At 74.8% G+C, this 26,246-nt stretch carries 23 protein-coding genes and 1 riboswitch; of the genes, 17 read left to right on the forward strand and 6 right to left on the reverse strand.

What is annotated here, in order from left to right:
- The first annotated feature begins 164 nt into the window (after window positions 1-164).
- The 3 genes from AC07AL_RS00205 to AC07AL_RS00215 all read left to right on the forward strand — a co-directional run bounded on the left by AC07AL_RS00205 (window position 165) and on the right by AC07AL_RS00215 (window position 4,077).
- Window positions 165-1,820 carry an ATP-binding cassette domain-containing protein gene (locus AC07AL_RS00205; RefSeq protein WP_478316160.1) on the forward strand — a complete coding sequence of 552 codons (1,656 nt, stop codon included), beginning with the start codon at window positions 165-167 and terminating at the stop codon, window positions 1,818-1,820.
- Window positions 1,821-2,029: 209 nt separating this feature from the next.
- The gene (locus tag AC07AL_RS00210) at window positions 2,030-3,736 is read left to right on the forward strand and encodes an ATP-binding cassette domain-containing protein (RefSeq protein WP_400805546.1); all 1,707 of its coding nucleotides are present in this window, start codon (window positions 2,030-2,032) and stop codon (window positions 3,734-3,736) included.
- Between the two features lie 167 nt (window positions 3,737-3,903).
- Entirely contained in the window at window positions 3,904-4,077 is a 174-nt protein-coding gene (locus AC07AL_RS00215; protein WP_363580823.1) for a hypothetical protein, read from the forward strand.
- A 78-nt stretch (window positions 4,078-4,155) separates the two neighbouring features.
- Here the strand turns inward: AC07AL_RS00215 and AC07AL_RS00220 are convergent, their stop codons facing one another.
- The gene (locus AC07AL_RS00220; RefSeq protein WP_363628570.1) at window positions 4,156-5,247 is read right to left on the reverse strand and encodes an alcohol dehydrogenase catalytic domain-containing protein; all 1,092 of its coding nucleotides are present in this window, start codon (window positions 5,245-5,247) and stop codon (window positions 4,156-4,158) included.
- A 177-nt stretch (window positions 5,248-5,424) separates the two neighbouring features.
- Here AC07AL_RS00220 and AC07AL_RS00225 point away from each other — a divergent pair, with 177 nt between their 5' ends.
- From AC07AL_RS00225 to AC07AL_RS00240, 4 genes are all read left to right on the forward strand, one after another.
- Complete coding sequence (locus AC07AL_RS00225; protein WP_363628572.1) at window positions 5,425-6,081, forward strand: class I SAM-dependent methyltransferase; 657 nt, start codon at window positions 5,425-5,427, stop codon at window positions 6,079-6,081.
- A 191-nt stretch (window positions 6,082-6,272) separates the two neighbouring features.
- Window positions 6,273-7,472 carry a hypothetical protein gene (locus tag AC07AL_RS00230; RefSeq protein ID WP_363580817.1) on the forward strand — a complete coding sequence of 400 codons (1,200 nt, stop codon included), beginning with the start codon at window positions 6,273-6,275 and terminating at the stop codon, window positions 7,470-7,472.
- A gap of 7 nt (window positions 7,473-7,479) precedes the next feature.
- Window positions 7,480-8,481 carry an N-acetylmuramoyl-L-alanine amidase gene (locus AC07AL_RS00235; protein WP_478316163.1) on the forward strand — a complete coding sequence of 334 codons (1,002 nt, stop codon included), beginning with the start codon at window positions 7,480-7,482 and terminating at the stop codon, window positions 8,479-8,481.
- A 195-nt stretch (window positions 8,482-8,676) separates the two neighbouring features.
- The gene (locus AC07AL_RS00240) at window positions 8,677-9,588 is read left to right on the forward strand and encodes a hypothetical protein (RefSeq protein ID WP_363628577.1); all 912 of its coding nucleotides are present in this window, start codon (window positions 8,677-8,679) and stop codon (window positions 9,586-9,588) included.
- 148 nt (window positions 9,589-9,736) lie between these two features.
- Here the strand turns inward: AC07AL_RS00240 and AC07AL_RS00245 are convergent, their stop codons facing one another.
- From AC07AL_RS00245 to AC07AL_RS00255, 3 genes are all read right to left on the reverse strand, one after another.
- A complete protein-coding gene (locus AC07AL_RS00245) occupies window positions 9,737-10,798 on the reverse strand; it encodes a prenyltransferase/squalene oxidase repeat-containing protein (protein WP_350885009.1) in 1,062 nt (353 codons plus the stop codon).
- Complete coding sequence (locus AC07AL_RS00250; RefSeq protein ID WP_363372252.1) at window positions 10,795-11,544, reverse strand: class I SAM-dependent methyltransferase; 750 nt, start codon at window positions 11,542-11,544, stop codon at window positions 10,795-10,797. The genes AC07AL_RS00245 and AC07AL_RS00250 overlap by 4 nt, the downstream gene beginning before the upstream one ends.
- A 123-nt stretch (window positions 11,545-11,667) precedes the next feature.
- Window positions 11,668-12,978, reverse strand: a complete 1,311-nt coding sequence (locus AC07AL_RS00255; RefSeq protein ID WP_478316166.1) for a glycosyltransferase family 4 protein — start codon at window positions 12,976-12,978, stop codon at window positions 11,668-11,670.
- Window positions 12,979-13,232: 254 nt separating this feature from the next.
- Between AC07AL_RS00255 and AC07AL_RS00260 the strand changes: the two genes are divergently transcribed.
- The 6 genes from AC07AL_RS00260 to AC07AL_RS00285 all read left to right on the forward strand — a co-directional run bounded on the left by AC07AL_RS00260 (window position 13,233) and on the right by AC07AL_RS00285 (window position 19,823).
- The gene (locus tag AC07AL_RS00260) at window positions 13,233-13,862 is read left to right on the forward strand and encodes a TetR family transcriptional regulator (protein WP_063351068.1); all 630 of its coding nucleotides are present in this window, start codon (window positions 13,233-13,235) and stop codon (window positions 13,860-13,862) included.
- Between the two features lie 92 nt (window positions 13,863-13,954).
- A riboswitch (cobalamin riboswitch) is annotated at window positions 13,955-14,030 on the forward strand.
- Between the two features lie 117 nt (window positions 14,031-14,147).
- Complete coding sequence (locus AC07AL_RS00265; RefSeq protein ID WP_478316168.1) at window positions 14,148-15,383, forward strand: prenyltransferase/squalene oxidase repeat-containing protein; 1,236 nt, start codon at window positions 14,148-14,150, stop codon at window positions 15,381-15,383.
- An 86-nt stretch (window positions 15,384-15,469) separates the two neighbouring features.
- Window positions 15,470-16,174, forward strand: coding sequence for an SCO2322 family protein (locus AC07AL_RS00270; protein ID WP_363580976.1), 705 nt, complete (start codon window positions 15,470-15,472; stop codon window positions 16,172-16,174).
- 63 nt (window positions 16,175-16,237) lie between these two features.
- Window positions 16,238-17,341, forward strand: coding sequence for a CbiQ family ECF transporter T component (locus AC07AL_RS00275; RefSeq protein ID WP_363580808.1), 1,104 nt, complete (start codon window positions 16,238-16,240; stop codon window positions 17,339-17,341).
- Entirely contained in the window at window positions 17,338-18,948 is a 1,611-nt protein-coding gene (locus AC07AL_RS00280) for an ABC transporter ATP-binding protein (RefSeq protein ID WP_363580806.1), read from the forward strand. Before AC07AL_RS00275 ends, AC07AL_RS00280 begins: the two co-directional genes overlap by 4 nt.
- Window positions 18,945-19,823: an ECF transporter S component gene (locus AC07AL_RS00285; RefSeq protein ID WP_363580804.1), complete on the forward strand. Its 879-nt coding sequence runs from the start codon at window positions 18,945-18,947 to the stop codon at window positions 19,821-19,823. Before AC07AL_RS00280 ends, AC07AL_RS00285 begins: the two co-directional genes overlap by 4 nt.
- A gap of 26 nt (window positions 19,824-19,849) precedes the next feature.
- Here AC07AL_RS00285 and AC07AL_RS00290 read toward each other — a convergent pair whose 3' ends face one another.
- Complete coding sequence (locus AC07AL_RS00290; protein ID WP_478316170.1) at window positions 19,850-20,704, reverse strand: helix-turn-helix domain-containing protein; 855 nt, start codon at window positions 20,702-20,704, stop codon at window positions 19,850-19,852.
- Window positions 20,705-20,927: 223 nt separating this feature from the next.
- Here AC07AL_RS00290 and AC07AL_RS00295 point away from each other — a divergent pair, with 223 nt between their 5' ends.
- Window positions 20,928-21,599: an alpha/beta hydrolase gene (locus AC07AL_RS00295; protein WP_363580800.1), complete on the forward strand. Its 672-nt coding sequence runs from the start codon at window positions 20,928-20,930 to the stop codon at window positions 21,597-21,599.
- Window positions 21,600-21,818: 219 nt separating this feature from the next.
- Here AC07AL_RS00295 and AC07AL_RS00300 read toward each other — a convergent pair whose 3' ends face one another.
- Complete coding sequence (locus AC07AL_RS00300) at window positions 21,819-23,033, reverse strand: helix-turn-helix domain-containing protein (protein WP_363580798.1); 1,215 nt, start codon at window positions 23,031-23,033, stop codon at window positions 21,819-21,821.
- 288 nt (window positions 23,034-23,321) lie between these two features.
- Here AC07AL_RS00300 and AC07AL_RS00305 point away from each other — a divergent pair, with 288 nt between their 5' ends.
- The 3 genes from AC07AL_RS00305 (at window position 23,322) to AC07AL_RS00315 (ending at window position 26,167) form a co-directional block, all read left to right on the forward strand.
- Window positions 23,322-23,873, forward strand: a complete 552-nt coding sequence (locus AC07AL_RS00305) for a flavoprotein (RefSeq protein WP_363580796.1) — start codon at window positions 23,322-23,324, stop codon at window positions 23,871-23,873.
- A 235-nt stretch (window positions 23,874-24,108) separates the two neighbouring features.
- Complete coding sequence (locus tag AC07AL_RS00310; protein ID WP_363580794.1) at window positions 24,109-24,579, forward strand: NUDIX hydrolase; 471 nt, start codon at window positions 24,109-24,111, stop codon at window positions 24,577-24,579.
- 412 nt (window positions 24,580-24,991) lie between these two features.
- Window positions 24,992-26,167, forward strand: a complete 1,176-nt coding sequence (locus tag AC07AL_RS00315) for a macrolide family glycosyltransferase (protein ID WP_363580792.1) — start codon at window positions 24,992-24,994, stop codon at window positions 26,165-26,167.
- Window positions 26,168-26,246 lie beyond the last annotated feature (79 nt).

Raw genomic sequence — 26,246 nt, forward strand, 5'->3', positions numbered from 1 at the left:
GGGGTATCCTGTCCTCCCTCGCCTGTGTTTGGTCCCAACAAAAGGGGGGGAGGGGGGGGGAGGGGGGGGTCCGCCCCCTGCTGCGGGGAAGGGGGGGGCCCGGCACCGTCCGTTTCCCCGCACATGCCCGACCCCCGACCCGACGTTCCGACGGGAGCTCCGACTTGCCCCGCCGCCCCACCGGCTGGACCCTCGCACTCGGCATCGCCCTGCCGGTCGGGGCCGCCACCACGCTCGCCCTGCCCGCCGCCCTCGCCGCGGCCGTCGACGCCGCCCTCGGCCACCGGCCCGAGTCCGGCGCCTTCGTGCGGCTCGCCCTCGTCCTGGGCGTGGCCGCCGCGGCCGACGCCACCGCCGCCGCGGCCGCCCCGGCCTGCTCCGCCGAGGCCACCGCCGCCCTGCGCGGGCGCCTCGTCCGCCACCTGCTCGCCCTCGGACCCGGCGGCCGGCTCCGCCACGGACCACCGCCCGGCGACCTCGCCGCCCGCCTGCTGGGCTCGGCCGGCGACGCGGGCGGCCGGCTGCCCGCCGTCCTCGGCGCGGCCACGGCGCTGCTCACCTCGGCGGGCGCGATCGTCGGGCTCGGGCTGCTGTCACCGTGGCTGGCGCTCGCCTTCTTCGCGGGCGTCGTCCCCGGCGTGGTGCTGATCCGGCTCTTCCTGCGCGAGGCCGGGCCGGTGTTCGCCCGCTACCAGGAGGTCCAGGCCGACCTTGCTGCCCGGCTCGGCGGCGCCCTCACCGGACTGCGCAGCATCCACGCCGCCGGCGCCGAACAGCGTGAGGCGGCACGGGTGTTGGCGCCGCTACCGGACCTGTCCGCCGCCGGGCTCGCGCTCTGGGCGGCGCAGCGGCGCACCGCCTGGCAGGCCACCCTGCTGATCGCGGTGGTCGAGGTCGCGGTGCTCGCCACCGCCGGGGCGCTCCTCGCGGGCGGCACCCTGGCTCCCGGGGCGCTCGCCGCCGCGGCCGGCTGGGCGGCCCTCGGCGCCGGGCTCTTCGAGCAGGTCGAGGCGCTGGTCGCGGTGGCGCACGCCCGCGCCGGGCAGGCCCGGGCCGACGAACTGCTGGCCGTCCGCCCGGCCGAACCCGGCCGGGCGGCCCTCCCCGCCGGCGGCTACGGGGAGGTCGTCCTGCGCGGCGTGGTGGTGCGCGACGGCGACCAGGTGCTGCTCGGCCCGCTCGACCTGACGATCCCCGGCGGCCGCACGGTCGCGCTGGTGGGACGCTCCGGCTCCGGCAAGTCCCTGCTGGCCGCGCTGCCCGGGCGGCTGCGCGACCCCGACGAGGGCGCCGTACTGATCGACGGCGTCCCGGTGGACGCGCTGGCCCCGTCCGAACTGCGGCACGCGGTCGGCTACGCCTTCGCCCGGCCCGCCCTGATCGGCCGTACGGTCCGCGACGCGCTGGCCGGCGCCGGCCCCGCCGAGGCGGCGGCCGCCCGCGCGGACGGCTTCCTCCAGCGGCTGCCCCGGGGCTGGGACACCCCGCTCGACGAACTCCGGCTCTCCGGCGGCGAACTGCAACGCCTCGGCCTGGCCCGGCTCCTGGCCCAGCCCGCCCGGGTCGTCGTCCTCGACGACGCCACCTCGGGTCTGGACCTCGCCACCGAGCACCTGGTCACCGAGGCCCTCGACCGCGCCACCCTCGGTCGCACCCGGCTGGTGGTCGCCCACCGCGCCGGCGTCGCCGCCCGCGCCGACCTCGTCGCCTGGCTCGACGCCGGCCGCCTGCGCGCCCTCGCCCCGCACGCCACCCTCCTCGCCGACCCCGACTACCGCGCCGCCCTGTCGGACACCGCCCTCCAGACGGCCGCCGTCTGATGGCCCGCCACCGCACCCCGCCCGACGGCGGCGCGGGAAGTCGGCCCTCTCGACTTCCCACGCAACCGCCCGCCCCGGCGCCCGGCACGAGGAGTCGGCATCGCCGACGGCCCGCAACAGCCGGAGCCCCGCACCGGCCCGGCGCGGGCCGACCGCCCGGCACCGGAAGTCGGCGTCGTCGACTTCCGGCGTCCGCCTCCCCCGGGTGGGTGCTGCTGTTCCGGCAACTGGCCGTCACGCGCGGGCCGCTGCTCCGGCTGCTCGGGTGGTCCGGGGTGGAGGCGCTGCCGCCGCTGCTGTCCGGGCTGCTCGTCTCGGCCGCCGTCGACCAGGGGTTCCTGGCCGGGCGGCCGGGGGCCGGGGTGGCCTGGCTGGCCGGGTTCGGCGCCTCGATGGCCGTCCGGGCGTACGCGGCGCGGGCCGGGTTCCCGCACCTGGCGGGGGTGGTGGAGCCGCTGCGGGACGCCCTGGTCGAGCGGGTGGTCCACAGCGCGCTCGCCCGGCCGTCGGCGGATCCGGCCGAGGTCGCCCGGCTCACCGAACAGGTCGAGTCCGCAAGGCAGTTGACCGCCACCCTGCTGCGCACCCTGCGCGGCGTCGGGGTCACCCTGGTCGCCGCCCTGGCCGGTCTGGCGCTGCTGGCGCCCGTCGTCCTGCCGCTGGTCCTGCTGCCGCTGCTCGCCGCCGGGTTCCTCTTCGCCCGTCTGCTGCGCCCGCTGGTGGCGCGGCGGCACGCGGTCGTGCTCGCCGAGGAGCGGCTGGCCGCCGAGGCGGGGCGGGCGCTGCACGGGTTGCGCGACGTGCAGGCCACGGGCACCCGGGAGCAGGTCGCCGAGGCACTGACCGGGGCCGCCCGGGCGAGCGCCGCTGCCTCCCGCGCCCTGGGTCGGGCCTCGGCCCTGCGCGCGCTGGTCGTGGCCCTCGGCGGCCGGCTGCCCGCCCTGGCCGTCCTCGCCGCCGCGCCGTGGCTGCTCGCCCGCGAGGCCCTGACCCCCGGCGAACTGCTCGGCGTCGCGACCTATCTGCTGCAGCAACTCGACCCGGCGGTGCGGACGTTGGCGGGTACGGTCGGCGGCTGGCTGCTCAACCTCGCCGTCGTCCTGGACCGCCTGGCGGCCACCACGATCGACCCGCCGGCGGACACCGCCCCCAGCGCGCTGCCGGGGAGAGCCGCGGGGCAGGAGCCGGAGGTACGGGTCAGCGGGTTGAGGTACGGGCACGGCGGGGCCGGGGCGCCGGTGCTGGAGGGGCTGGAGTTCGGGTTCGCGCCCGGGGAGCACGTGGCCGTGGTGGGAGTGAGCGGGGCGGGGAAGTCGACGCTGGCGGCCCTGCTGGCCGGGGTGCTGACGCCGACGGGCGGGGCCGTGTCGGTGGGCGGGGTGCGGCCGGACGGGCTGGCGGGGGCCGCGCGGGCGCGACTGGTGGCGTTGGTGCCGCAGGAGGCGTACGTGTTCCCGGGGCCGGTGCGGTCCAATCTGACCTGGCTCTCCCCGGAGGCCACGGAGGAGCAACTCGCCCGTGCCGTCCGCGTACTGGGGGCCGATCAGGTGGTCGCGCGGCTGGGCGGCCCGGAGGCCGTCCTGCGCGATCCGGGCGTGCTGTCGGGCGGGGAGCGGCAGTTGCTCGCGCTGGTGCGGACGTATCTGTCGCCGGCGCCGGTCGTGGTGCTGGACGAGGCGACCTGCCATCTGGACCCGCATGCGGAGGAGCGGGTCGAGCGGGCGTTCGCCGCCCGGCCAGGGACTCTCGTCGTGGTCGCGCACCGGATCAGTTCGGCCCTGCGCGCGGACCGGGTGCTGCTGCTGGACGGCGGGCGGGGGGTGCTCGCCCGGCACGGCGATCTTCAGGTGCTGTCCCCGCTGTACCGCGAGTTGGTCGGTCACTGGCTGGGTTCGACGGCGGGTCGCGCGTCATGATCTCGATAGGATCTCGTCCGTTCCGGCCGTTATGGTGGCCGGGGCACGGGCCGCGATCACCGGCTGTGGCGCGTACCGAGCGCCCGATCGGGGACCCGACCGCGCGCCGCCAAGCGCCGGCCGGGCGCCGATGACCTGCACCCTCCGCACGGAAAAGACGATTTCTGATGTCCGACACCCTCACCGCCTCCACCGGACCCGCGGCCAACGGGACCGACGCCGACGAGAGCACCGCCGGGTACACCTCGTCGCACGGCCGGCACCGGGGCCGTTCCGCCGCCGACGACAAGCCCGAGGCCGACCCGCACGGCCGGCACCGCGCCGCGGCGGACCGGGGCTGAGCACACCCGCACCGGAAGGGCCCGTCAGGGGGAGCACCCCCCGGCGGGCCCTCGTCGCGTTCGGGCAGGGCCCGCGGCTCAGCGCCCCAGCGTCACGACCGTGCGCAGCGCCTCGCCGCTGCGCATCTGGGCGATCGCCTCGTTGACGTCCGACAGGTCGACGCGGTGGCTGATCATGCCGTCGAGGTCGATCCGCCCGGCCCGCCACAGGTCGACGACCAGGGCGATGGTGCGGGCCACCTGCGCCCCGCCGTAGAGCGAGGGCAGCAGGCGCTTCTCGTTGAAGAACAGCTCGCCCATGGTGAACTGCGCGAGGTCGTCCTGCGCGCCGGCGCCGATCACCACGACCGCGCCGCCGCGCCGGGCCGCGTCGTAGCCGGCCCGGACGGTGGCGGACCGGCCGACGGCCTCGAAGACGTAGTCGAAGCCGCCGCCGGGCAGGCCCTTCGCCGTCGCCCTGAGGTCCTCGGGGGCGATCGCCTCGGTCGCGCCGAACGCCAGTGCCCGCTCGCGGCGCGAGACGACCGGGTCGACGACGGTGATCCGGGCGGCGCCGCAGACCCGGGCACCCTGCACGGTGGCGACCCCGACCCCGCCCGCGCCGATCACCGCGACGGAGGCGCCGGGTTCGACCCGGGCGGTGTTGACGGCGGCGCCGACGCCCGTGGTCACCCCGCAGCCGATCAGCGCGGCGGCCTCGTACGGCAGGTCGGCGGGCACCTTGATGACGGCGTCCGCAGCGACCACGACCTCCTCGGCGAACGCCCCGGTGCCGTAGAACCCGGAGGCCTCGACCGCCGCGCCGCCGTCCTCGAAGCGGAAGCCGGGCGCGCCGAGCCGCCGCAGGCTGGCGATGCACAGGTGGCCGCGGCCCCGCTCGCAGTGCGCGCAGCGGCCGCAGGGCGCCATCCAGCAGAGCACCACGCGGTCGCCGGGGGCGAGGCCGGCCACGCCCTCACCGACCTCCACGACCTCCCCGGCACCCTCGTGCCCGGGGACGAACGGCGCGGGCTGCGGCAGGACGCCGCTCATCGCCGAGAGGTCGGAGTGGCAGAGGCTGGCAGCGCGCATCCGGACCCGTACGGCGCCCGGCCCGAAGCCGACGGCCGTCACGTCCTCCCGGACGTCAAGGGTCTCCTGGCCGGTCTTGTGCAGGACGGCTGCGCGCATGGGGCTGCTCCCGGTGTGCCTCGTGTGCTCGGTTCTCCACGGTCGGGCCCGATTCTGACACGGGCGACCCGACCCGACTAGAACACGTTCCAGGGCCGCTGTGGTCCGCCCCTCTACCGTCGAGTAGGGTCCGGGGCGAACGCGTTCGCGCACGTCCCGAGCCCGAGGAGCACCGTCATGTCCGACCTGCTGGAGAGTGTCCGCCCGGCGGCCGAGGTGCTGGCGGCGTTCGAGGCGGCCACCGGATTCATGCCGGTGGACGAGGGGCTGGCGCTGTACGCGGCGGCGGTGACGGCGGCGCGGCGCACCGGGCTGCCGGTGCTGGAGATCGGCACCTACTGCGGTCGCTCGGCGGTCCTGCTGGCGGCGGCCGCCCGGGAGACCGGGACGACCGCGCTGACGGTGGACCACCACCGCGGCTCGGAGGAGCAGCAGCCCGGCTGGGAGTACCACGACCCGACGCTGGTGGACCCGGAGGTGGGGCTGATGGACACCCTGCCGCGGTTCCGCCGGACGCTGCACGCCGCCGGGCTGGAGGAGTACGTGGTGGCGCTGGTGGGCCGCTCGCCGCGGATCGCGGCGCTGTGGGGCCGGCCGCTGGCCCTGGTGTTCATCGACGGCGGGCACACCGACGAGCACGCGACCGGCGACTACGAGGGCTGGGCCCCGCACCTGGCGCCGGACGGGCTGCTGGTGGTGCACGACGTGTTCCCGGACCCGGCGGACGGCGGCCAGGCCCCGTACCGGGTGTACCTGCGGGCGCTGGCCGAGGGCTTCGAGGAGGTCTCGGTGACGGGCTCGCTGCGCGTCCTGCGCCGGACCGCCGCGAGCTAGCGCTAGCCGCTCACCACCCGCCGCCCACCGCCCGATCCGCCGGCCGAGCCGCCGCCCGATCCGCCGAGCGGCCCCACAGTCCTGCACGGATGCTCTAACGTCGTGCCGGAGCTGTCGGGCGGAGGTTCGAACGGTACGGTGTCCGCGCAGCACCAGGCAGAGCATCGGCGGACGGTGGGGGCTAGCGGCACATGACGGACCAGCACAACACCGCTCCGGCAGTCTGGGACCCCACCGCGCGCGGCGGCGCGGGCGGCTGGGTGCGCGGCCCGCAGCGACCCGCCGAGCCCACCCCGGCGCAGCCCGCCCCCGCCCAGCCCGCCGCACCGCGCCCCGGGGCCGCACCGCAGGACGGGGCCGCGCTGCCGCCCGCCACCGGCGCCGTCGGGGACCAGGGCCCGCCGCTGGGTGCCCGCCCGTACCTGGCCGCCCCGAAGCCGCCGTCCGTGCCGCCGCCGGCGCCGTTCCCCTCCCACGCGTCCGCGCAGACCCCGGGGCCCGGCTACGTGTCCGGCGAGGCCCCCGGCCCCGGCTACGTGTACCCGCCGCAGCCGCCCGCCGGCCCGCAGCAGCCCCCGTACGTCCCGTACCAGGGACAGCCCGACTACCCCGCCGACTACCCCTCCGGTTACCCCGCCGACTACGAGGACCCGGACGACGGGGACCGCCCGAACAACCGGAAGGCACCGCTGCTGATCGGCTTCGCGCTGCTCCTGGTGGTGGCGGTCGGCGGCGGCCTGCTGGTGGCCGCCCAGAACAGCGGCGACAAGAAGGACCAGGCCTCGCCCGCCCCGCCGTCCGCCTCCGCGACGTCCACCGGGAACCCGCCGACGGGCCCGGCGCCCACCGGTACGGACGCCGCGCCGAACGGCGCCACCGACCCGGCCTCGTCCGCCGCGGCGCCGTCCCCGACCGCGAGCGGTGCCGGCGCCAACGCCAAGACGCAGGCACAGGCCCTGGACGGCCTGCTCACCGAGGGCGAGAGCGCGAAGGCCCCGATCGGCAGCGCGGTCGCCAAGGTGAGCAGCTGCCCGGCGAAGGCCGACATCGAGAGCGCGGCGCAGGTGTTCGACAACGGCGCCAAGCAGCGCGACGAACTGCTGCGCAAGCTCGCCAAGCTGAGCGCCTCCGACGTGCCGGGCGGCGCGGACGCGATGGCGTCGCTGAAGTCCGCCTGGCAGCTGTCGGCCGACATCGACCGGGCGTACGCGAGCTGGGCGCGGGCGGTCGCCGGCCAGGGCTGCTCGGGCTCGGCCCCGAACACCGCCGACAAGAAGCGGGCCGACGAGCTCAACCCGCAGGCCACCCAGGCGAAGAAGGACTTCGCGGGCAAGTGGAAGCCGATCGCCGACACGTACGGCCTCACCCCGCGCACCCAGGACAGGATCTGATCCACCCGTGACCGGCCCGAACTCCCGACCGCCCCGCCGTTCCACCCTGCTGCGCGCCACCACGGCGGTGGGCGCGGCCGTTCCGCTCTGCCTGGCGGGCTGGCTGGGCTGGCAGTCCCTCGGCCACTCCGCGGCGGTGGGCGGCACCGCCGCGCCGGCCACCTCCCCGGCCGGAACCGCCACACCGGGCACCACCACCCCGGGAACCACCGCACTGGGAACCACCGCACCGGGAACCCCGGCCCAGACGCCGACGACCCCGGTGCCCCCGACCACCCCGACGACGCCCGCCCCGTCGAACACACCCGCCCCGTCGGACGCCCCGGTCTCCCCCACCGCGCTCACCGGCCGCACCATCCTGCTCGACCCCGGCCACAACCCCGGCAACTCCGCGCACACCGCCGAGATCAACCGCCTGGTCGACATCGGCAACTCCCGCAAGCAGTGCGACACCACCGGCACCGAGACCAACTCCGGCTACACCGAGGCCGAGTACACCCTGGACGTCTCCCACCGGGCCCGCGCCATCCTGGCCGCCCGCGGCGCGACGGTGGTGCTGGCGCAGGACGGCGACCGTCCGTGGGGCCCCTGCATCGACGAGCGCGCCCGGGCCGGCGCCGACGCGCACGCCGACGTGGCCCTGTCGGTGCACGGGGACGGCGGTCCGGCGGGCGGCAGCGGGTTCCACGTGATCCTCCCGGCGAAGGTGGCGGCCGGGAAGACGGACAACTCGGCGATCGTCGAGCCGTCGCGCCGGCTCGGCCTGCTGCTGCGCGAGCGCTTCCGCGCCGCGACGGGCGAGCCGTACGCGGACTACACCGCGAGCGACGGCCTGGACACCCGCTCCGACCTGGGGGGCCTGAACCTGTCCACGGTGCCGAAGGTGTTCATCGAGTGCGGTAACATGCGCAACCCGGTGGACGCCAAACGGATGACGGATCCTCAGTGGCGGCAGCGGGCGGCCCAGGGGATCGCCGACGCGCTGACGGCGTATCTGACCACCCGGTAAGGAAGTTGGGCCGGGGCGGCCGACGGCGTGCGCGCCGCCCGGGTCGCGCCTTTGGCAACGACTTCGCCCCATTCCCGGTCCCGCCGTGCACCGGCGGTGCGGTTGGGCCTAGGCTTCTGGTCCGTTCGGGAGTTTCGGCCGGTCAGCCCGACCGCACGAACCGCCGTCCACGACACGTCAACGAGGGGAACGTTAGTGAATCTGCGCGCTCTCACCAGGGGAGACGCCGCCGTCGCCGGCGCGGCCGTCCTGCTCTTCATCGCCTCCTTCCTGCCCTACTGGACGGTGGACTGCACCGGCCGGTACTGCGGCGACACATCGCAGAACGCGTGGAGCACCCAGCTGTTCCCCATCCTGCCGTCGATCTACCTGCTCGGCATCGCCGCCGCGGTGCTGATCCTGCTGCACCGCTTCCAGGGCGAGGCCGCGGCCGGGCGCCAGGTGCTCGGCCTGCGGCTGGACCAGTGGGGCATCGCCTTCGCCGTCGTCGCGCTGTGGACGGCGCTGTGGTCGCTGGGCGGCGGCCCGTCCGGCGGCAGCTTCGGGCACGGCTTCGGCGCCTGGCTCGGCCTCATCGCGCTGATCGTGCTGGCCGGTGCGGCCGCGGCCGCGCCGCTGGTGCCCGCGCTGAAGGCCCCGCTGGTCGCCGACCGTCCGGCGGCCGTCCCCTACCAGGGCGGCTACCCGGCCCCGGGCCAGCCGGTGCAGCCCGGCCAGTACGGCTACCCGGCCCCGGGCCAGGACCCGAACCAGGCCCCGGCGTACGGCGCCCAGCCCGGTGGCTACGGCTACCCGGCGGCCGGCCAGCCGCAGCCGGTGCAGGCCGGCCAGCCGCAGGACACGGCCGCCGCCCCGCAGCCGGTCCCGGCCGCGCAGCCGCAGCCGACCCCGGCCGCCCCGGCGGCCGACTTCGCACCGTTCTGGTTCGCCGTCCCGGCCCCGCGCTCGCTGGCGTCGAAGGACAACCCGGCGGGCGCCCCCGTCGGCGAGCTGGTGCCCGGCACCTGGTACCTGGCGGTCGAGCAGCGCGGCAGCGCGCTGGTCGCGCAGTTGCAGGACGGCACCGTCGGTCTGCTGGCCGACACCTCGGGCATCCAGCGCGGCTGACGCCCCCGCCGGTACGACGAAGGGGTGGGACCGGATCTCTCCGGTCCCACCCCTTCGCGTTGCCCGTACGAGCCTCAACCGTCGTACGGGCCTCAGCCGTCGTGCGGGCCTCAGCCGTTCGCACCGGCATCGGCCACGGCTACGGGCCTCAGCAGCAGTCCTGGACCACCAACCCGGCGGGCAACTGCTCCCCGCCGAAGACCGCGACCGTCGCCGGGTCGCCACCGAGCGCGGCGACCGCGAGCAGCAGCGCGCCGGCCGTCCAGGTGGTGCGCTCCTCCGGCCAGACGGCGTCGTCCTCGAAGACGTACCCGGTCCAGTAGGAGCCGTCCTCGTGCCGCAGGTGCTTCTGGATCCAGCGCAGGATCTCCACGGCGCGGTCGGAGCGGCCGATCGCCCAGAGCGCGAGGGCGAGTTCGGCGCTCTCGCCGCCGGTCACCCACGGGCGGTCGCTGACGCAGCGCACGCCGAGGCCGGGGACGACGAAGCGGTCCCAGTCCCGGTCGATCCGTTCCAGCGCCGCGTCGCCGCGCAGTCCGGTGCCGAGCACCGGGTAGTACCAGTCCATCGAGTAGCGGCCCTTGTCGAGGAACCGCTCGGGGTGGTGGGTGATGGCGTGCCCCAGCCGGCCGGCGGCGAGCTCCCAGTCGGGCTGCGGCTCCTCCAGGTACTCGGCGATGGCCAGCCCGCAGCGCAGCGCGTGCAGCATGCTGGACGAGCCGGTGAGCAGCGCCTCGTCGGTGGCGGTGCCGTCCTCGTCGAGGCGCCAGGCGATCGGGCCGCCGGGCAGCCGCTGGCCGACGATGAAGTCCAGGGCGCGCCGGACGACGGGCCAGATCCACTCCAGGAAGGCGTCGTCGCCGGCGCTGAGGTGGTGGTGCCAGACGCCGACGGCCACGTAGGCGCAGAAGTTGGTCTCCTTGGCCCGGTCGGTGACGGCGCCGTCGGTGTAGGCGGCGTACCAGGAGCCGTCCGGGTTCTGGGTGGCGGCGAGCCAGCGGTAGGCGGCCTCGGCGGCGGCGTGCTCGCCGGCGGTGTCGAGGGCCATGGCGGCCTCGGTGTGGTCCCACGGGTCGAGGTGGTGGCCGGCGAACCAGGGTATGGCGCCGTCGGGAAGCTGTTCGGCCAGGATGCTGCGGACGGTGCCGGCGGCCTGCTCGGCGTCGAGCACCCCGTCGAGCAGCAGTGCCTCGGGGACGGCGGCGGTCATGCGTCCACGCGCCCGGGCTCGGTCCGCCGCGGCTTGGACGCGTAGGCGACGAAGCTCTTGCCGATGACCGGGTTGAGCGCCCGTTCGGCGGCCTTGGTGAGGGTGCTGATCACCGGGGTGCCGACGATGTCCCAGACCAGCAGCTGGTGGTAGGCCTTGACCGGCAGCGCCTTGTCGTTGTTCACGCCGACCGCGCACTTGATCCACCAGTACGGCGAGTGCAGCGCGTGCGCGTGGTGGGTGCCGTAGGGCTCCAGGCCGGCGTCCTTGAGCTTGCCGAGCAGTTCGTCGCCCCGGTAGATCCGGATGTGGCCGCCCTCGACCTCGTGGTACTCGTCGGACAGCGTCCAGCAGATCTTCTCGGGCAGCCAGCGCGGCACGGTGACGGCGAGCAGCCCGCCCGGCTTGAGCACCCGGAACATCTCGTTGAGCACGCCCTTGTCGTCCGGTATGTGCTCCATCACCTCGGAGATGATGATCTTGTCGAAGTAGTCGTCCTCGAACGGCAGCGCCAGCGCGTTGCCCTCCATCGCGACCGCCGACGCGCCCTCCGGGGCCTCGCCGGCCTGCTCCATCGCGGCGAACCACTTCTGGACCTCGGCGATCTCCTCGGCGTTCTGGTCGAGGGCGATCACGTTGGCGCCGCGGCGGTAGCACTCGAACGCGTGCCGGCCCCCGCCGCAGCCCAGGTCGAGCACCCGGTCGCCGGGGGCGAGCGGGAAGCGCGAGAAATCGACGGTCAGCACTGCAGGGCTCCCATTCCTTTTGCTACCAAGCGGACTTGACGCCGCGTCAGTTCGATCCGCTACCGCTCCGCACCGGGCGGCCGGGGCCGCCGGGCGGGCGCCGCGCAGGGCGGCCGGAGCGACTCAGGGCACGTACCGCCAGCCCGGCCCGGAGCGGGCCCGGGCGCCGGCGCCGGTGGCGATCGCCGCCCGGTAGGCGTCGGCGGTCAGCTCGGCGGCCCGCGCCCAGGTGAACCGGGCCAGCACCCGCTCCCGGCCGGCCGCGCCGAGCCGGGCGCGCAGCCGCGGGTCGTCCAGCAGCCGGCCGAGCGCCGCCGCCAGCCGGTCCGGCTCCCCCGGCGGCACGGCCAGGCAGGTCTCCCCGTCCGGCCCGGCCACCTCGGGGATCGCGCCGCCGGTGGTGGCGACCAGCGGGGTGCCGGTGGCCATCGCCTCGGCGGCGGGCAGCGAGAAGCCCTCGTACAGCGACGGCACGCAGGCCGCCTCGGCCGAGCGGTAGAGGTCGACCAGCTCCTGGTCGGTCAGACCGCTGCGGAACTCGATGTGGTCCGCCAGCCCGAAGCGGCGCACCGCCTCCGCCACCGGGCCGTCCTCCTTCTGCGGCTTGCCGACCACCACCAGGTGCGCGGGGCGCTCGGTGCGCACCTTCGCCAGCGCCTCGACCAGGAACACCAGACCCTTGAGCGGGACGTCCGCGCTGGAGGTGGTGACGATCCGTCCGGGGACGCGGGCGATCTCCTCGGAGGGCGACCAGAGCCGGGTGTCGGCGCCGATCGGCACCACCGAGATCGCGCCCGGCGCGGCGCCCAGGTGCTCGGCGATCTCGCGCTGCGAGGTGCCGGAGACGGTGATCACGTGGTCCAGCCGGGCGGCGACCCGGCGCTGCATCCGGGTGAAGGCGTACCAGCGGCGCAGCGACAGCCGCTTGACCCGGGTGGTGGCCGCGTCCAGCTCCAACTGCCGGTCCACGGTGATCGGGTGATGGATCGTGGTGACCAGCGGGAAACCGTGCCGGGCCAGGCCGAGCAGGCCGTAGCCGAGCGTCTGGTTGTCGTGCACCACGTCGTAGCGGCCCTTGTGCCGGGCCAGGTACTGGCGGGCGCGCAGCGAGAAGGTCAACGGCTCGGGGAAGCCGCCGGTGCGCATGGTGGCGAACTCCAGCACGTCCACCGGGCTGCGGAACTCGCCGCGGGCGGGCGTGCGGAACGGGTCCTCGGCGCGGTAGAGGTCCAGGCTGGGCAGCTCGACCAGGCGCACCGAACCGGGGCCGTCGACCTCGTCCAGCACCGGGTACGGCTGGGCACCGATCACGTCCACGTGGTGGCCGAGCCTGGCCAGCTCACGGGAGAGGTGGCGCACGTACACGCCCTGACCGCCGCAGAAGGGGTCCCCGCGGTACGACAGCAGGGCAATCCGCAGCGGCTGCGCGGTCATCCTCGGGCCCTCATCTCTAGCTGCTATTCCTGTGCTGCTGCTGTCTCTGCGTTGGCGACGGCGCTGCCGCCGGTCGCTAAAGTAGATCAGGTTTCAGTGGCTGTGGAACTCGTCATCGACCATGTGAACAATGAGAGACCTCGAAGATACCGGCCCGTAGCTTTCCCTCAGGAGCCAGGGCTGGTGATTCCCGCCACGCCGACCCTGCCGACCTTGTGGAGCACGCCGCCACCCACGCGCCCCGGGAGCACTCCTTGCCGCCGCCGACCACCTCCACGAGCCCCACCACCCCGCCCCCCGCGCAGCCGGGCGAGCCGCCGCTGACCGCCCGCCAGGCCGAACGCCGGCGCCGGATCCTGCGGGCCGCCACCGCCCTGGCCGCCCGGGGCGGGTACGAGGCGGTCCAGATGCGGGAGGTCGCGGAGACCGCGCAGGTCGCCCTCGGCACGCTCTACCGGTACTTCCCCTCCAAGGTGCACCTGCTGGTCGCGGTCATGCTGGAGCAGTTGCAGGGCCTCCAGGAGCACATCCGGCGCCACCCGCCGACCGACCCCGAACCGGCCCCGCGGGTCGCCGACACACTCACCCGCGCCTTCCACGCGCTCCAGCGCGAGCCGCTGCTCGCCGAGGCGATGGTCCGGGCGCTGTCCTTCGCGGACCGCTCCGTCGGCGCCGAGGTGGACCAGGTCAGCACCGCCACCGGCCAGCTCATCCTGGACGCCATCGGCCAGTCCGGGCCACCCAGCGAGAGCCAGCGCGCGGCCGTCCGGGTGATCGAGCACACCTGGCACTCCGCCCTGGTCGCCTGGCTCTCCGGCCGCGCCTCGATCGCCGAGGTCCGGGCCGACCTGCACACCGCGGCCCGGCTGCTCACCCTGCCCTGACTGGAACCTGTTCCTGCCCGGGCGGGAGGGGCCGGCCGCCCCCGGCGGTTAAAGTCGACGGACAGCACAACTTCATCCCGTCCCTCCCCCGGGGGAAGCCGGTGCGAATCCGGCGCTGACCCCGCAACCGTGAGCCCGGCCCCCGTGACGGCCCGGGCGAGTCGGACCGCCCGTGGAGGGGCGAGCGGCCAGCCCGGGCCCGCCACGCGCACCGCCCGGCACCGTCGAGGACTACGGAACGGCCCCGCCGGGCCACCACCGCTCACCGAAAGGCACACCTCCACCATGCTCACCGCCGCCCGTCTGGGCGCCGCCGCCCTGTCCGCCGCGCTCCTCGCCGGCGCCACCGCCGGACCGGCCCTCGCCGACAGCCCCGCGCCCACCGCCGCCGCCGTCCCCGACGGCCTCTACGGCAAGGGCGACCCGACGTACGACGGCGTCTGGCGGCAGTCCCTCGCGCTCACCGCGCTCGCGGCGGCCAAGGCCACCCCGGCCGACTCCGCCGTCGGCTGGCTCACCGGACAGCAGTGCGAGGACGGCGGCTGGCCCTCCTTCCGAGCCGCCGGCGCCGCCTGCGACCCCAAGACCGAGGACAGCAACGCCACCGCCGTCGCCGTCCAGGCCCTCGTCGCCCTCGGCGGGCACCAGGAAGCCGTCGACAAGGGCGTCCAGTGGCTCAAGGCCACCCAGAACGCCGACGGCAGCTGGCCCTACAACCCCGGCAGCCCCGGCGACGCCAACTCCACCGGCCTCGCCGTGAACGCCCTCTTCGCCGCGAAGACCGACCCGGCCGGAGTCGCCAAGGCGGGCAAGAACGCCTTCGACGGGCTCGCCCTCTTCCAGCTCGGCTGCGCCGCCCCCGCCGACCAGCGCGGCGCCTTCGCCTACCAGCCCGACCCGTCCGCCCCCAACGCCCTCGCCAGCGCCCAGGCCTCGCTCGCCGCCGCCGGCGGCCACCTCCCGGTCGCCACCACCGCCCGCACCGACGCCGCGCCCAAGGCCCTCGGCTGCGACTCCGCCGCCGCCTCCACCGCGGCTGCTCCGGTCGCGCACGCCGACTCCGGCGAGGCCGCCGGGGCGTACCTCACCGCCCAGCTCGCCGCGGGCGGCAACCACCTCACCCTCACCACCCCCGGCGCCGCCCCCACCCCCGACTACAACGCCACCGCCTGGGCCGCCCTCGGCCTCATCCAGAGCGGCCACCCCCAGCAGGCCGCCGGCGCCGTCGACTGGCTCGCCAAGGAAGGCGCCGGCTGGACCAAGGGCGGCACCGACGCCGCCGCCACCGCCAGCCTCCTGCTCGTCACCCAGGCCGCCCAGCGCGACACCGCCCCGCTGACCGCCGAGCTCACCGCCCTCGGCCCGGCCCTCAAGGCCACCGCCGGCACCGCCCCGACGACGGCGGCGCCCAAGAAGGACGACGGCATCGGCCAGTACTGGCTGATCATCGTCGGCCTCCTCGTCGGCCTCGGCGGCGGCCTCCTCCTCAGCCTCCAGCGCAAGCGCGGCCAGAGCCTGTGACACCCCGCCCCGCGCGCCTGGGCCGCCTGGTCCGCCGCCGTGGCCGCCGCGCTCTCGGCTCGCGGCTCGGCTCGCTGCTCGGTGCGATGCTCGGTGCGGTGCTCCTGCTGGTCGCCTCCGCCGGGGCGCCGGCGGAGGCGGCGACGGGATACCGGTACTGGTCGTTCTGGCGTGCCGGCGGCGACGGGTGGCTGTACCAGCAGCAGGGGCCGGCCGTCGCCGTGCCGCCGGACGGGGCCGTGGACGGGTGGCGGTTCGCGGTGAGTCCGGACGGCGGGCAGGATGCGGCACGGCCCCGGACGGCGGGCGACTTCGCCGCCGTCTGTGCGGACACGCCCGCGCAGGCGGGCCGCAAGCGGGTCGCGGTCGTGCTGGACTTCGGCACGGCCACCGACTCCGGCTCCGGCTCGGCTTCGGGCTCGGGCTCGGGCTCGGCTTCCGGTTCCGGTTCCGGTTCGGGCGAGGCGCCGCCCGAGCAGCGGAGCGCGTGCGCCAGCGTCGTCTCGAACGCCACCTCGGCCGAGGTGCTGGCCGCCGTCGCCCCGCCGCTGCGCTACGACGCCAACGGCCTGCTCTGCGCCATCGCGGGCTTCCCGAAGGCCGGGTGCGCCGACCAGCTCGGGTCGGCGGCCAAGCCGGCCGACCCGTCCGGCGACGGCGGCGGCTCGGACTCCGGCCCGGACTCCGGCCCGGACTCCGGCCCGGACGTCGGCCTGATCGCCGGTGGCGCGCTGATCGCCGTGCTGGCCGGCGGTGCCGTCTGGCAGGCGCGCCGCCGCCGCACCTCCTGACGCCTCCCGAGCCCTTCTTCCCCCCTCCCGCACCCCTCCGGACCCCTTCACCTGGACTGACCCATGAGCACCGCCCGCACCACCCGACCGCCCACCGGACCCCGGCAACTGCACCCCGGGGCCTGGTGGTTGTGGGCGCTCGGGCTGGGCGCGGCGGCGACCCGCACCACCAATCCGGTGATCCTGCTGCTGCTCGCCGCCGTCGCCGGGTACGTGGTCGCGGCCCGGCGAGGCGACGCGCCCTGGTCGCGTTCGTACGGCGCGTTCCTGCGACTGGGCCTGCTGGTGCTGGGCATCCGGCTGGTGTTCGCGGTACTGCTCGGCTCGCCGATTCCGGGCACGCACGTGCTGTTCACACTGCCCGAAGTGCCGCTTCCCACCTGGGCGCAGGGAGTGCGGATCGGCGGCCGGGTGACCGTGGAGGGACTGCTCGCGGCGCTGTACGACGGGCTGCGCCTGGCCACCCTGCTCGCCTGCGTGGGCGCCGCGAACGCGCTGGCCAGCCCAGCCCGACTGCTGCGCGCCCTGCCCGGCGCGCTGTACGAGGCGGGCGTGGCGGTGGTGGTGGCGATGACCTTCGCGCCGAACCTGGTCGCGGACGTCCGCCGGCTGCGGGCGGCCCGCCGCCTGCGCGGCCGCACCGACCGGGGGATCGCCGCCGTGCTGAGCGTCGGACTGCCCGTCCTGGAGGGCGCGTTGGAGCGTTCGGTGGCGCTGGCCGCGGCGATGGACACCCGCGGCTTCGGCCGCACCGCGGACGTCCCGCGCCGACTCGCCCGGGCGACGGCCGCGCTCACCCTGGCCGGCCTGCTCGGGATCTGCCTGGCCGCGTACGGGCTGCTGACCGCGGGCGGCGCGGGCTGGGCGCCGCCGGTGCTGCTGCTGGGCCTGGCCGCCGCCTTCGCCGGACTGCTACTCGGCAGCCGACGATCCGTCAGGACACGCTACCGGCCCGACCCTTGGGCACTGCCCGAGTGGCTGACCGCCGGATCGGGCGCCGCCGTCGCCGGGTTGACCATCTACCTGTCCACGCGCGACCCGGCCGCCTTCGCGCCCACCGTCGTCCCGCCGACCGTCCCCGCACTGCCGCTGGCCGCCGTGCTGGCCGTACTGCTCGGCCTGGTACCGGCATTCGCCGCCCCGACCCCGCCCCGGAGGGCTTCGTGATCACCTTCGAGCAGGTCTCCGTCCGGTACGCGGACGCCGCCGCCCCCGCCGTCGCGGACGTCGACCTGACCGTCCCCGAAGGCGAACTCTGCCTGCTGGTGGGCCCGTCGGGCTCCGGCAAGTCCACCCTACTGGGCGCGGTGAGCGGGCTCGTCCCGCACTTCACCGGCGGCACCCTGCACGGCCGGGTCACGGTCTGCGGCCGGGACACCCGCGAGCACCGGCCGCGCGAACTCGCCGACCTGGTCGGCACGGTGGGCCAGGACCCGCTGGCGCACTTCGTCACCGACACCGTCGAGGACGAACTCGCCTACGGCATGGAGTCCCTGGGCCTGCCCGCCGACGTGATGCGGCGCCGGGTCGAGGAGACCCTCGACCTGCTCGGCCTCGCCGACCTGCGCGACCGCGCCCTCACCTCCCTCTCCGGCGGCCAGCAGCAGCGCGTCGCGATCGGCTCGGTGCTCACCGTGCACCCGCGCGTCCTGGTCCTCGACGAGCCCACCTCGGCGCTGGACCCGGGCGCCGCCGAGGAGGTGCTGGCCGTCCTCCAGCGGCTGGTGCACGACCTCGGCACCACCGTGCTGATGGCCGAGCACCGGCTGGAGCGCGTCGTCCAGTACGCCGACCAGGTGCTGCTGCTCACCCCGGGCGCCCCGCCCGTCCTCGGCGAGCCCGCCGAGGTGATGGAGCACTCGCCGGTGCACCCGCCGGTGGTCGGCCTCGGGCGGCTCGCCGGCTGGCGGCCGCTGCCGCTGTCCGTCCGTGACGCCCGCCGCAAGGCCGCCGGGCTCCGCTCCCGGTTGGACGGTCTGCACCCGGACGCGGCCCCTGTTCCAACCGTTTCGACCGACGCACCGATCGCCGCCGCCGAACGCCTCGCCGTCCGGCGCGGCCCCGTCCAGGCCCTGCGCGGCGTCGACCTGGCGCTGCACCCAGGCGAGATCACCGCTCTGATGGGCCGCAACGGCGCCGGCAAGTCCACCCTGCTGGGCAGCCTGGTCGGCCTGCACGCCCCCGCCTCCGGCCGGGTGACGGTCGGCGGACGCACCCCGCACCGCACCCGCCCGGCCGAACTGATCCGCCAGGTCGGCCTCGTCCCGCAGGACCCGCGCGACCTCCTCTACGGCGAGAGCGTCACCGCCGAATGCGCCGCCGCCGACACCGACGCGGACGCCACCCCCGGCACCTGCCGCGCCCTGGTCGAACGGCTGCTGCCCGGCATCGCCGACACCGCCCACCCGCGCGACCTCTCCGAAGGCCAGCGGCTCACCCTCGCGCTCGCCGTCGTACTCACCGCCCGGCCCCCGCTGCTGCTGCTCGACGAGCCGACCCGCGGCCTCGACTACGCCGCCAAGGCCCGGCTGGTGGAGATCCTGCGCGACCTCGCGGCGGAAGGCCACGCCGTCCTGCTCGCCACCCACGACGTCGAACTCGCCGCCGAACTCGCCCACCGCACGGCGATCCTGGCCGAGGGCGAGATCGTCGCCGACGGCCCGACGGCCGACGTCGTCGTCTCCTCCCCCGCGTTCGCCCCGCAGGTCGCCAAGGTGCTGGCACCCGGCCCATGGCTCACCGTCCGCCAGGTCGCGGAGGCACTGAGCGCATGAGCCGCCCCGCTCCTTCCGGTGCTCCTGCCGGTCGCCCCGTGCCCCTCGGCCGCCGATCCGTAGCGGTCCTGCTCCTGACCTCCCTCGTCGGCGTGGCGGCCTTCGGCTGGCCGCTGCTCGCCTCCACCAAGTCCGCCCTGGTCGGCCACGCCACCGACGCCCCCTGGCTGTTCGCCCTCCTGCTGCCGCTGCTCCTCGCCGTCGTCATCGCCCAGATCTCCGAGGGCCGCACGGCGGGCGGCGGCGCGCCCGGCCTGGACGCCAAGTCCGTGGCCCTGCTCGGGGTGCTGGCGGCGGCGGGCGCGGCACTACGGCCGCTCGGCGCGGGCACGGCGGGGCTGGAGCCCATGTTCTTCCTCATGGTGCTGTCCGGCCGGGTGCTCGGGCCGGGCTTCGGCTTCGTCCTCGGTTCGCTGTCGATGTTCGCGTCCGCGCTGCTCACCGGCGGCGTCGGGCCCTGGCTGCCGTTCCAGATGCTCGCCATGGGCTGGGTCTGCCTCGGCGCCGGCCTCCTCCCGGGCTCCGCGCGCCTGCGCGGCCGGCGCGAGCTCTGGCTGCTCGCGGGCTACGGCGCGCTGGCTTCCGTCCTCTACGGCACGATCATGAACCTCCAGGGCTGGCCGTACATCGCCGGGCTCTCCGGCTCCATCTCCTTCGTCCCCGGCGACCCGCTGCCCGCCAACCTGGTCCGCTTCGCCGCCTACTGCCTCACCACGTCGCTGGGCTGGGACCTCCCCCGCGCCGCCCTCACCGTCGTCCTCTGCCTCACCCTTGGCACCGCCGTCCTGCGTGCCCTGCGCCGCGCCACCCGCCGGGCCGCCTTCGACGCGCCGGTGACGTTCCGGCCGCCGGACTCCCGGCCGCCGAGCAGGTGAACTCCGCAGCCCCGCCCCCTGGTCGACTACGGCAAGGCCCGCGACACGCGCGGAGCCCGGCACTCCCCGCAGACCTGCCCGACACCCGCGACGGGCCGCCCGCACAAGCCGTCCCGCCCGGGGCACTCATGCCGACGCGGCCCCGACCCGCCGCCGCCCTGCGGGGTCAACGGAACGGGCGGCACCTTCGCCAACCGCCCCGCCAGCACCGCCCCCACGCTGTGCGTGACCCTCTCCGGCAAGGGCGCGGCCAGAATCCCCGCCAGCGCCTCCCTACTCCACCCGCCCGCGAGCAGCCCCTCCACCCGCGCGGCCTGGTCGCACAGCGGCTTGCCCGCCAGCGCCATCCTGGGCTCCCTGCGCCCGAGTTCGAGCAGCAGCGCCATGCCCGCCGTCAACTTCCCGGACGGAGGGACGGAGGGAACTTCCGCTTCCTTCCCCATCACCTTTCCGGAAGGGCTTCCCGCCTTCCCGGCGTACGTCACCCCAGCTCCGGGCCCACCGGCGGCCGGGGACACGGGAAGCGGCGGCACGGTGTGAACCGCCTTGCCCGTCACCGGCACTTCGTGCACCGAGACGATCGTCCGCACCTGCCCCGTCACCGGATCCCGCTGCGTCCGCCGCACGTAGTGCCCGGCCGCCTCCAGCTCACGGAGCGCCCGCGCCACCGTCGCCCGGCCCTCGACGCTCTTCGCCGCCAGCGTCCGGATGTCCTCCCGCGCACCGTCCGGCAGGCTGAGCAGGTAGCTGAGCAACCCACGCGCCGCCCAACTCAGCGAGTGCTTCCGGACGACGTGGCCGTTGTCGAGGATCGTGTACCCGGGCGAGTGCTTCGGGATACGATGAATGTGCATTCGGGAGCCCTTTACTCCTAGTGCCATTCCCCGGGGTGTTAGCGCACCGCCGGGGCTCACTTTTGCCGCGCACAGGCCGTCCCTCCGAACGCCCGCGCCGACCCAATGATCACCGTAATGCGCTAACTGAGCGTCAAACTCCCCACCACATCACCCAAACGGGCGGCGCAAGCGCACACCCCCCAGCGCGCCCCAGGCCCACAAGCCCGGAACACGCCCCACATCATGGGCGAGTTGCTACGTTCGACTCATGGCCGACTACGAAACCACGTTCCGGTCACTGGACGGCACGGAACTGTTCGGCACGGTCACTCCCTCCCCAACTCACCCAGCAGCACTCGCCGTTCTCACCCACGGAGCTGGCGTCACCCGCGAAGAGGGCGGGTTCTTCGACCGCTTGGCGGCCGGCCTCGCGGCCGCCGGCATCACCTGCCTGCGCTTCGATCTGCGGGCCCACGGCGCGAGCGCCGGGCGCTTCTCCGACATCACGATCGCCGCCATCGCCAACGACATCCGGGCGGCATCCGAGCACCTGACAGAGATCGCGGGTCGCCCCGGGCCTGTGCACGTGATCGCAGCATCGTTCTCCGGCGGGGCTGCGGCCCTGCACGCGGGCCATCGACCAGACGACGTCGACAAACTCAACGGCACCGGAGTAGTCGAACCGGGCCGCGGACTCCGCCTCCCGAACGGCCAGTTCGGCGCATTGCGCACAGTCGCCGACCGGCCCCGAAGCGGTATCGCGCCCCGCCTCCATCAGTTCCACCGGGACGCCCAGTTCGCCTCACGTACGCGGGCTTCCAGGTGCTCACGCCGCAGCCACAGCCACTCGCTGTTCGCGGCCTCGAACCGTACGAAGGCCCGAATGGTTCCGTCGCCGTCCCGCAACCACTCGCCACCCTGCTCGTCACGTACGCGGTAGCAACGCGCCGCCGGGTCCCAGCGGATGCCGTACCCGTGCGTGGCGGCCGGATCCAGCTCCCGCACCTCCTGCCGCGACAGCCTGGCCGCCCTCGCGGCGGCGATTCCGTCCTGCGCCATTCGCACACTCCCTTACGCACCGAACCCGAACGTCACTCAACGCTACGGGTTCGTCACTGTGCGAAGGGGTAGGGTTTCTGCCACCAACTCCGGCAGCCCGCTATGCGGCCATCCCGATCGACTCGGCGAGTCGACGCCCGGCCTCCTGGACCGGCGAACGGCCATCAATCAACCCTCGGACCATGGCCCGCGCCTCCTCGTTCCACCGGGCCGTCTCGGGCGCGACCGCAACGGCGTCCGTGAGCAGTTCCACCACGGACGCCGATTCCCCGCGAAGGGCGTGTGCCCGCGCAACCTCGATCAGATGGCGACCACGGCGCGGAATCGCCGTGACCTCGGCCACCGGCAACCGTCGGGCCCACCGAAGCGCGGTACCGGTCTGGCGAAGCTCGACCGCCACAGTGACCGAGTGCAACCCGACCGCCTGACGGGAGCCCGACGTCGGGGCGCTCCAGAAGCCTGCGGGAAGGCGCTCGGCAACGGCTGCCGCACGGTCGATCCAGCCCCAGGCCTCACCGGCCTCACCGGCGACCGCATGCGTGATGGCGGCGTGGAATGCCATGTCCGCCCACGCCGAGGCCAGTTCCGGAGAATCCCCGCGGACGGGGTCGAGCAGGCGAAGAGCTCCCTCGGTCAGTGACTGGGCGCTGTCCCACTGGCCGGACTTCCGGAACGCCTCCACCAGGAACCAGCACGCCTGCGCGATCGCCCGCAGGTCGTCCGATGCCCGTGCGGTGGCCAGCGCCCGTTCGGCGACCCGCCAGACCAGGTTGCCGTCCCCTTGGAAGGCCGCATACATCTGCGTCAGGTTCAGTGCGCCGGCGTACATCACCTCCGCCCGACGCCGATCGGCGCAGTCCTGATGCGCAGCTGCCAGGGAGGCCGCCGACACGAGCGCCGGCAGCAACTCCGCCAAGGCGGTCCGGTGGTCGCCTCTGGTCATCCTGGTCCGCCAGGCGTTCGCCAGCTGGACCTCGATGTGGTCGAGGTTGGGCACCGGCCCACCGGCCGACCCGAGCTGCGCACCGTCAACCGCCCGCCGGACGGAGTCCAGCGCCGCGTGTTCCACGCCTGAGTACAGCGCCCTGGGCATGCTGCCGTCGCCCGTCAACAACGAGAGATCATCAACCCCCAAGTGCTGAGCGATACGCACGAGCATCGGCAGGCGCGGCGGCAGCAACGCCCCGTTCTCCACCTGCTTCAGCCAACTCGGCGACCGCCCCAGCAGCGCGGCCAACACCGGACGAGACTTCCCTGCACGCTCCCGGTAGTACTGGATGCGCCGGCCAACGGGCAGAGCGGGATCCACAGCCATGCCACCAGCGTAGGGCCGCCGGGTCTCCTCGGGCAGCCAGAGAAAAGAATTGAGCACGCTCCGAATCCAGGCCTCCGGAGGGCGGGGTGGCCCCTCCTGCACCGACGCATCCCCGGTCCAGAGCGACGGGTCGCACTCTGGGTGGAGTCCGCACGGGCGTACAGCCGACACGGCAGACTGGCCGTGGGATGCGGGGCGCCCAGAATCGCGAAGAGCTGTGCGCCGGAAGACATCCGTCGGCGCTGTCCCGGAACTTCGCTGCTTCTGCCAGGAATTGGGAGTCCAGACTTGACCGACCAACGCGAGCCGTTCCTCTATGTCGTCGTCTGCGCCTCGGGCATCGCGGACGACGTCGGCACCTTGATCAGCGCCGCCCACGCCGAAGGCTGGAAGGTCGGCGTCATCGCCACCCCCCATGGGCTCGGGTTCATCGACCCGGAAGCCGTCGAGCGCCAGACCGGGTACCCGATCCGCTCGGCTTGGCGCACTCCCGCAATTCCCCGGCCCCTTCCCCCGGCGGACGCCATCGCCGTAGCGCCCGCCACGTTCAACACCATCAACAAATGGGCCGCTGGGATATCCGACACCCTTGCGCTCGGCATTCTCTGCGAGGCGTACGGGCTCGGCATCCCCACTGCCGTTCAGCCCTACGTCAACTCGGCCCAAGCAGCCCACCCTGCGTACAGCGAGAGCCTGGAACGACTCCGCTCGATGGGCGTCCTGATCGGCGACTACATCCCCCACAAGCCGAAATCCGGCGGAGGTCGCGACAAGTACAACTGGACCCACGTCCTCGACCTGCTTCGCCCCGTACTGGCCCCGGTCACAGAGCAGAACTGACAACGTGCGCCCCGGGACCAAGCCCCGGGGCGCACAGGCCGGAGCTGAGACAGCTGAAGCGCGCGGCACCCGCCCGGCCGGGCCCGCGCAGCGCCGGCCAACGGGCAGAGCGGGATCCACAGCCATGCCATCAGCGTAGGGCCGCCGGGTCGATCAAGGCAGCCGGAGAAGGGAATTGGGCACGCCTCGCATCCAGCCGCCCAGGGGATTCCGTCACGGCGACTACAGTCTCGCCGTGACCGACTCCCCGCACGAAGCCCTGGCCCAGCCGCGCACCGCCGCCGGTGTGCTGTTCTTCGACGAGGAGAACCGCATCCTCCTCGTGAAGCCGACCTACAAGCCCGGTTGGGAGATCCCAGGCGGCTACCTGCACGCGGGCGAGACCCCCAGCGAGGGAGCGGCCCGGGAGGTCAAGGAAGAGCTCGGCATCACTCCGCCGATCGGCCGCCTGCTCGTCGCCGACTGGGCACCCCACCCCGCCGAGGGCGACAAGCTCCTCTTCGTCTTCGACGGAGGGGTTCTTCCGACCGCCGAACTCGACCGCATCACCGTCGACCAGGTCGAGATCGGCGAGCACTCCTTTCACCACGTCGACCAACTCGACGTGCTCCTCATCCCCCGGCTCGCCCGCCGAGTCCACGCCGCATACGCCGCCCGGGCACAGGGCGAGACCGCCTACCTTGAGCACGGAGAGCCGCACGCGTAAACCAGGGGCCTCTGCGGCAACACCTTTCAAGAGGCACCGAGCCATCGCGACTCGACACGGCAAACCCGCCGTCCGCTACGAAGCGACCGCGCCGGTCACAGCCATCGACGAGTGGCCATGACCAGCTCGGTCATCGCTCGACGCCCGGCTCGTACAAAGGCAGGAAGTGGATGACCGGTTCCTCATACGGATGAGCCGCGCGCACTGCTCGCAGCACAGCCTCGGCCGACCCGTCTCGCGACCTTCCATGCGAACCTCCATGTGATCCTCCGCACCGGCCGATCTTCGGCCGAACCCCACCCCTCGTCACCGCAACGACTGCCAACGTTACGTACTGTTCTGAAAGGCGAGTTGACGACGAGTCAGCCAGCCGAACGCAGACGCCTAGCGACATACGAGGAGAGGGCCCGACATGTCCCGACCAGCACACATCGCCATGGTGAACATCCCGGCGCACGGCCACGTCAACCCCAGCCTGGAGGTGATGCGGGAGCTGGTCGCCCGCGGCCACCGGGTCAGCTATGTCAACGACCCGTCGTTCGCCGGGCAGATCGAATCCACCGGCGCCCAACTCGTGCCCCACGACACGACCCTGCCGATCGCCAAGGGCGGGGTCGACCCCAACATCGGGGCCGGTGTGCACACCATGATCTTCGAGGAGGCGCAGGCGATGCTGCCGCGACTGCGCGAGGCCTTCCACGACGACCGGCCCGACCTCGTCCTGTACGACTTCATGGCGTACGCGGGCCGGGCGCTGGCCGACGGCTGGGGCGTGCCGTCCATGCTGATCTCACCGTCCATGATCATCCGGGAGGACTCCCACCTGGCGCGCTTCGAGATGGCGCGGGAGGCCTTGGAGGCGGAGAAGATCCCGGAGCGGTTCGCGCAGTGGCTCGCCGACAACGGCGTGCCGGCGGGCGAACCGTTCGGGTACATGCTGCGCCCGGATCGCGGGCTGGCGCTCATCCCGCGGGTGCTCCAGCCCGAGATCGAGCTGGTCGATCCCCAGATCTTCTCCTTCGCCGGGCCCTGCCTCGGCGCCCGCGAGCACCAGGGCGGTTGGACCCGTCCGGAGGGGGCGCAGAAGGTGCTGCTGGTCTCGCTCGGCTCCACCTTCACCCACCAGCCCGACTTCTACCGCGCGTGCCTGGAGGCCTTCGGCGACCTGCCCGGCTGGCACGTCGTGCTCCAGGTCGGCCAGGCAACCGACCCGGCCGAACTGGGTACGATCCCGGCCAACATCGAAGTGCACCAGTGGGTGCCGCAGTTCGCCGTGCTCCAGCAGGCCGACGCGTTCGTGACCCACGCCGGAATGGGCGGGTGCAGCGAGGGCCTGTACTGCGGGCTGCCGATGGTCGCGGTACCGCAGGCCGCCGACCAGTTCGACAACGCGGACCGGCTGGTCGAACTCGGCGTCGCCCGCCGGCTGGACACCCCCCAGGCCACCCCGGAGGCGCTGCGCTCCGCCGTACTGGAGCTGACCGGCGACCCGGCGGTGACCGCCCGGCTGGCCGAGCTCAGCCGCGAGGTCCGCGCCGGCGGCAGCGCGGCCAGGGCCGCCGACCTGGTCGAGGCCGCCCTCATCTGAACCACCCGTCCGCCACCGCCCCGCCGCCTGGGGCGGTGGCGGACACCGCACCGGCCGCCGGGCCCGCACCGCCGCTCCC

This window comes from Kitasatospora sp. NPDC043949 (assembly GCF_056435365.1).

Excerpts from the sequence above, each read along its gene's own strand:
- AC07AL_RS00215 (WP_363580823.1), top strand. The coding sequence starts at position 3,904 with ATGTCCGACACCCTCACCGCCTCCACCGGACCCGCGGCCAACGGGACC.
- AC07AL_RS00220 (WP_363628570.1), bottom strand. The coding sequence starts at position 5,247 with ATGCGCGCAGCCGTCCTGCACAAGACCGGCCAGGAGACCCTTGACGTC.
- AC07AL_RS00225 (WP_363628572.1), top strand. The coding sequence starts at position 5,425 with ATGTCCGACCTGCTGGAGAGTGTCCGCCCGGCGGCCGAGGTGCTGGCG.
- AC07AL_RS00230 (WP_363580817.1), top strand. The coding sequence starts at position 6,273 with ATGACGGACCAGCACAACACCGCTCCGGCAGTCTGGGACCCCACCGCG.
- AC07AL_RS00245 (WP_350885009.1), bottom strand. The coding sequence starts at position 10,798 with ATGACCGCCGCCGTCCCCGAGGCACTGCTGCTCGACGGGGTGCTCGAC.
- AC07AL_RS00255 (WP_478316166.1), bottom strand. The coding sequence starts at position 12,978 with ATGACCGCGCAGCCGCTGCGGATTGCCCTGCTGTCGTACCGCGGGGAC.
- AC07AL_RS00265 (WP_478316168.1), top strand. The coding sequence starts at position 14,148 with ATGCTCACCGCCGCCCGTCTGGGCGCCGCCGCCCTGTCCGCCGCGCTC.
- AC07AL_RS00270 (WP_363580976.1), top strand. The coding sequence starts at position 15,470 with ATGCTCGGTGCGGTGCTCCTGCTGGTCGCCTCCGCCGGGGCGCCGGCG.
- AC07AL_RS00275 (WP_363580808.1), top strand. The coding sequence starts at position 16,238 with ATGAGCACCGCCCGCACCACCCGACCGCCCACCGGACCCCGGCAACTG.
- AC07AL_RS00285 (WP_363580804.1), top strand. The coding sequence starts at position 18,945 with ATGAGCCGCCCCGCTCCTTCCGGTGCTCCTGCCGGTCGCCCCGTGCCC.
- AC07AL_RS00290 (WP_478316170.1), bottom strand. The coding sequence starts at position 20,704 with ATGGCACTAGGAGTAAAGGGCTCCCGAATGCACATTCATCGTATCCCG.
- AC07AL_RS00295 (WP_363580800.1), top strand. The coding sequence starts at position 20,928 with ATGGCCGACTACGAAACCACGTTCCGGTCACTGGACGGCACGGAACTG.
- AC07AL_RS00300 (WP_363580798.1), bottom strand. The coding sequence starts at position 23,033 with ATGGCTGTGGATCCCGCTCTGCCCGTTGGCCGGCGCATCCAGTACTAC.
- AC07AL_RS00315 (WP_363580792.1), top strand. The coding sequence starts at position 24,992 with ATGTCCCGACCAGCACACATCGCCATGGTGAACATCCCGGCGCACGGC.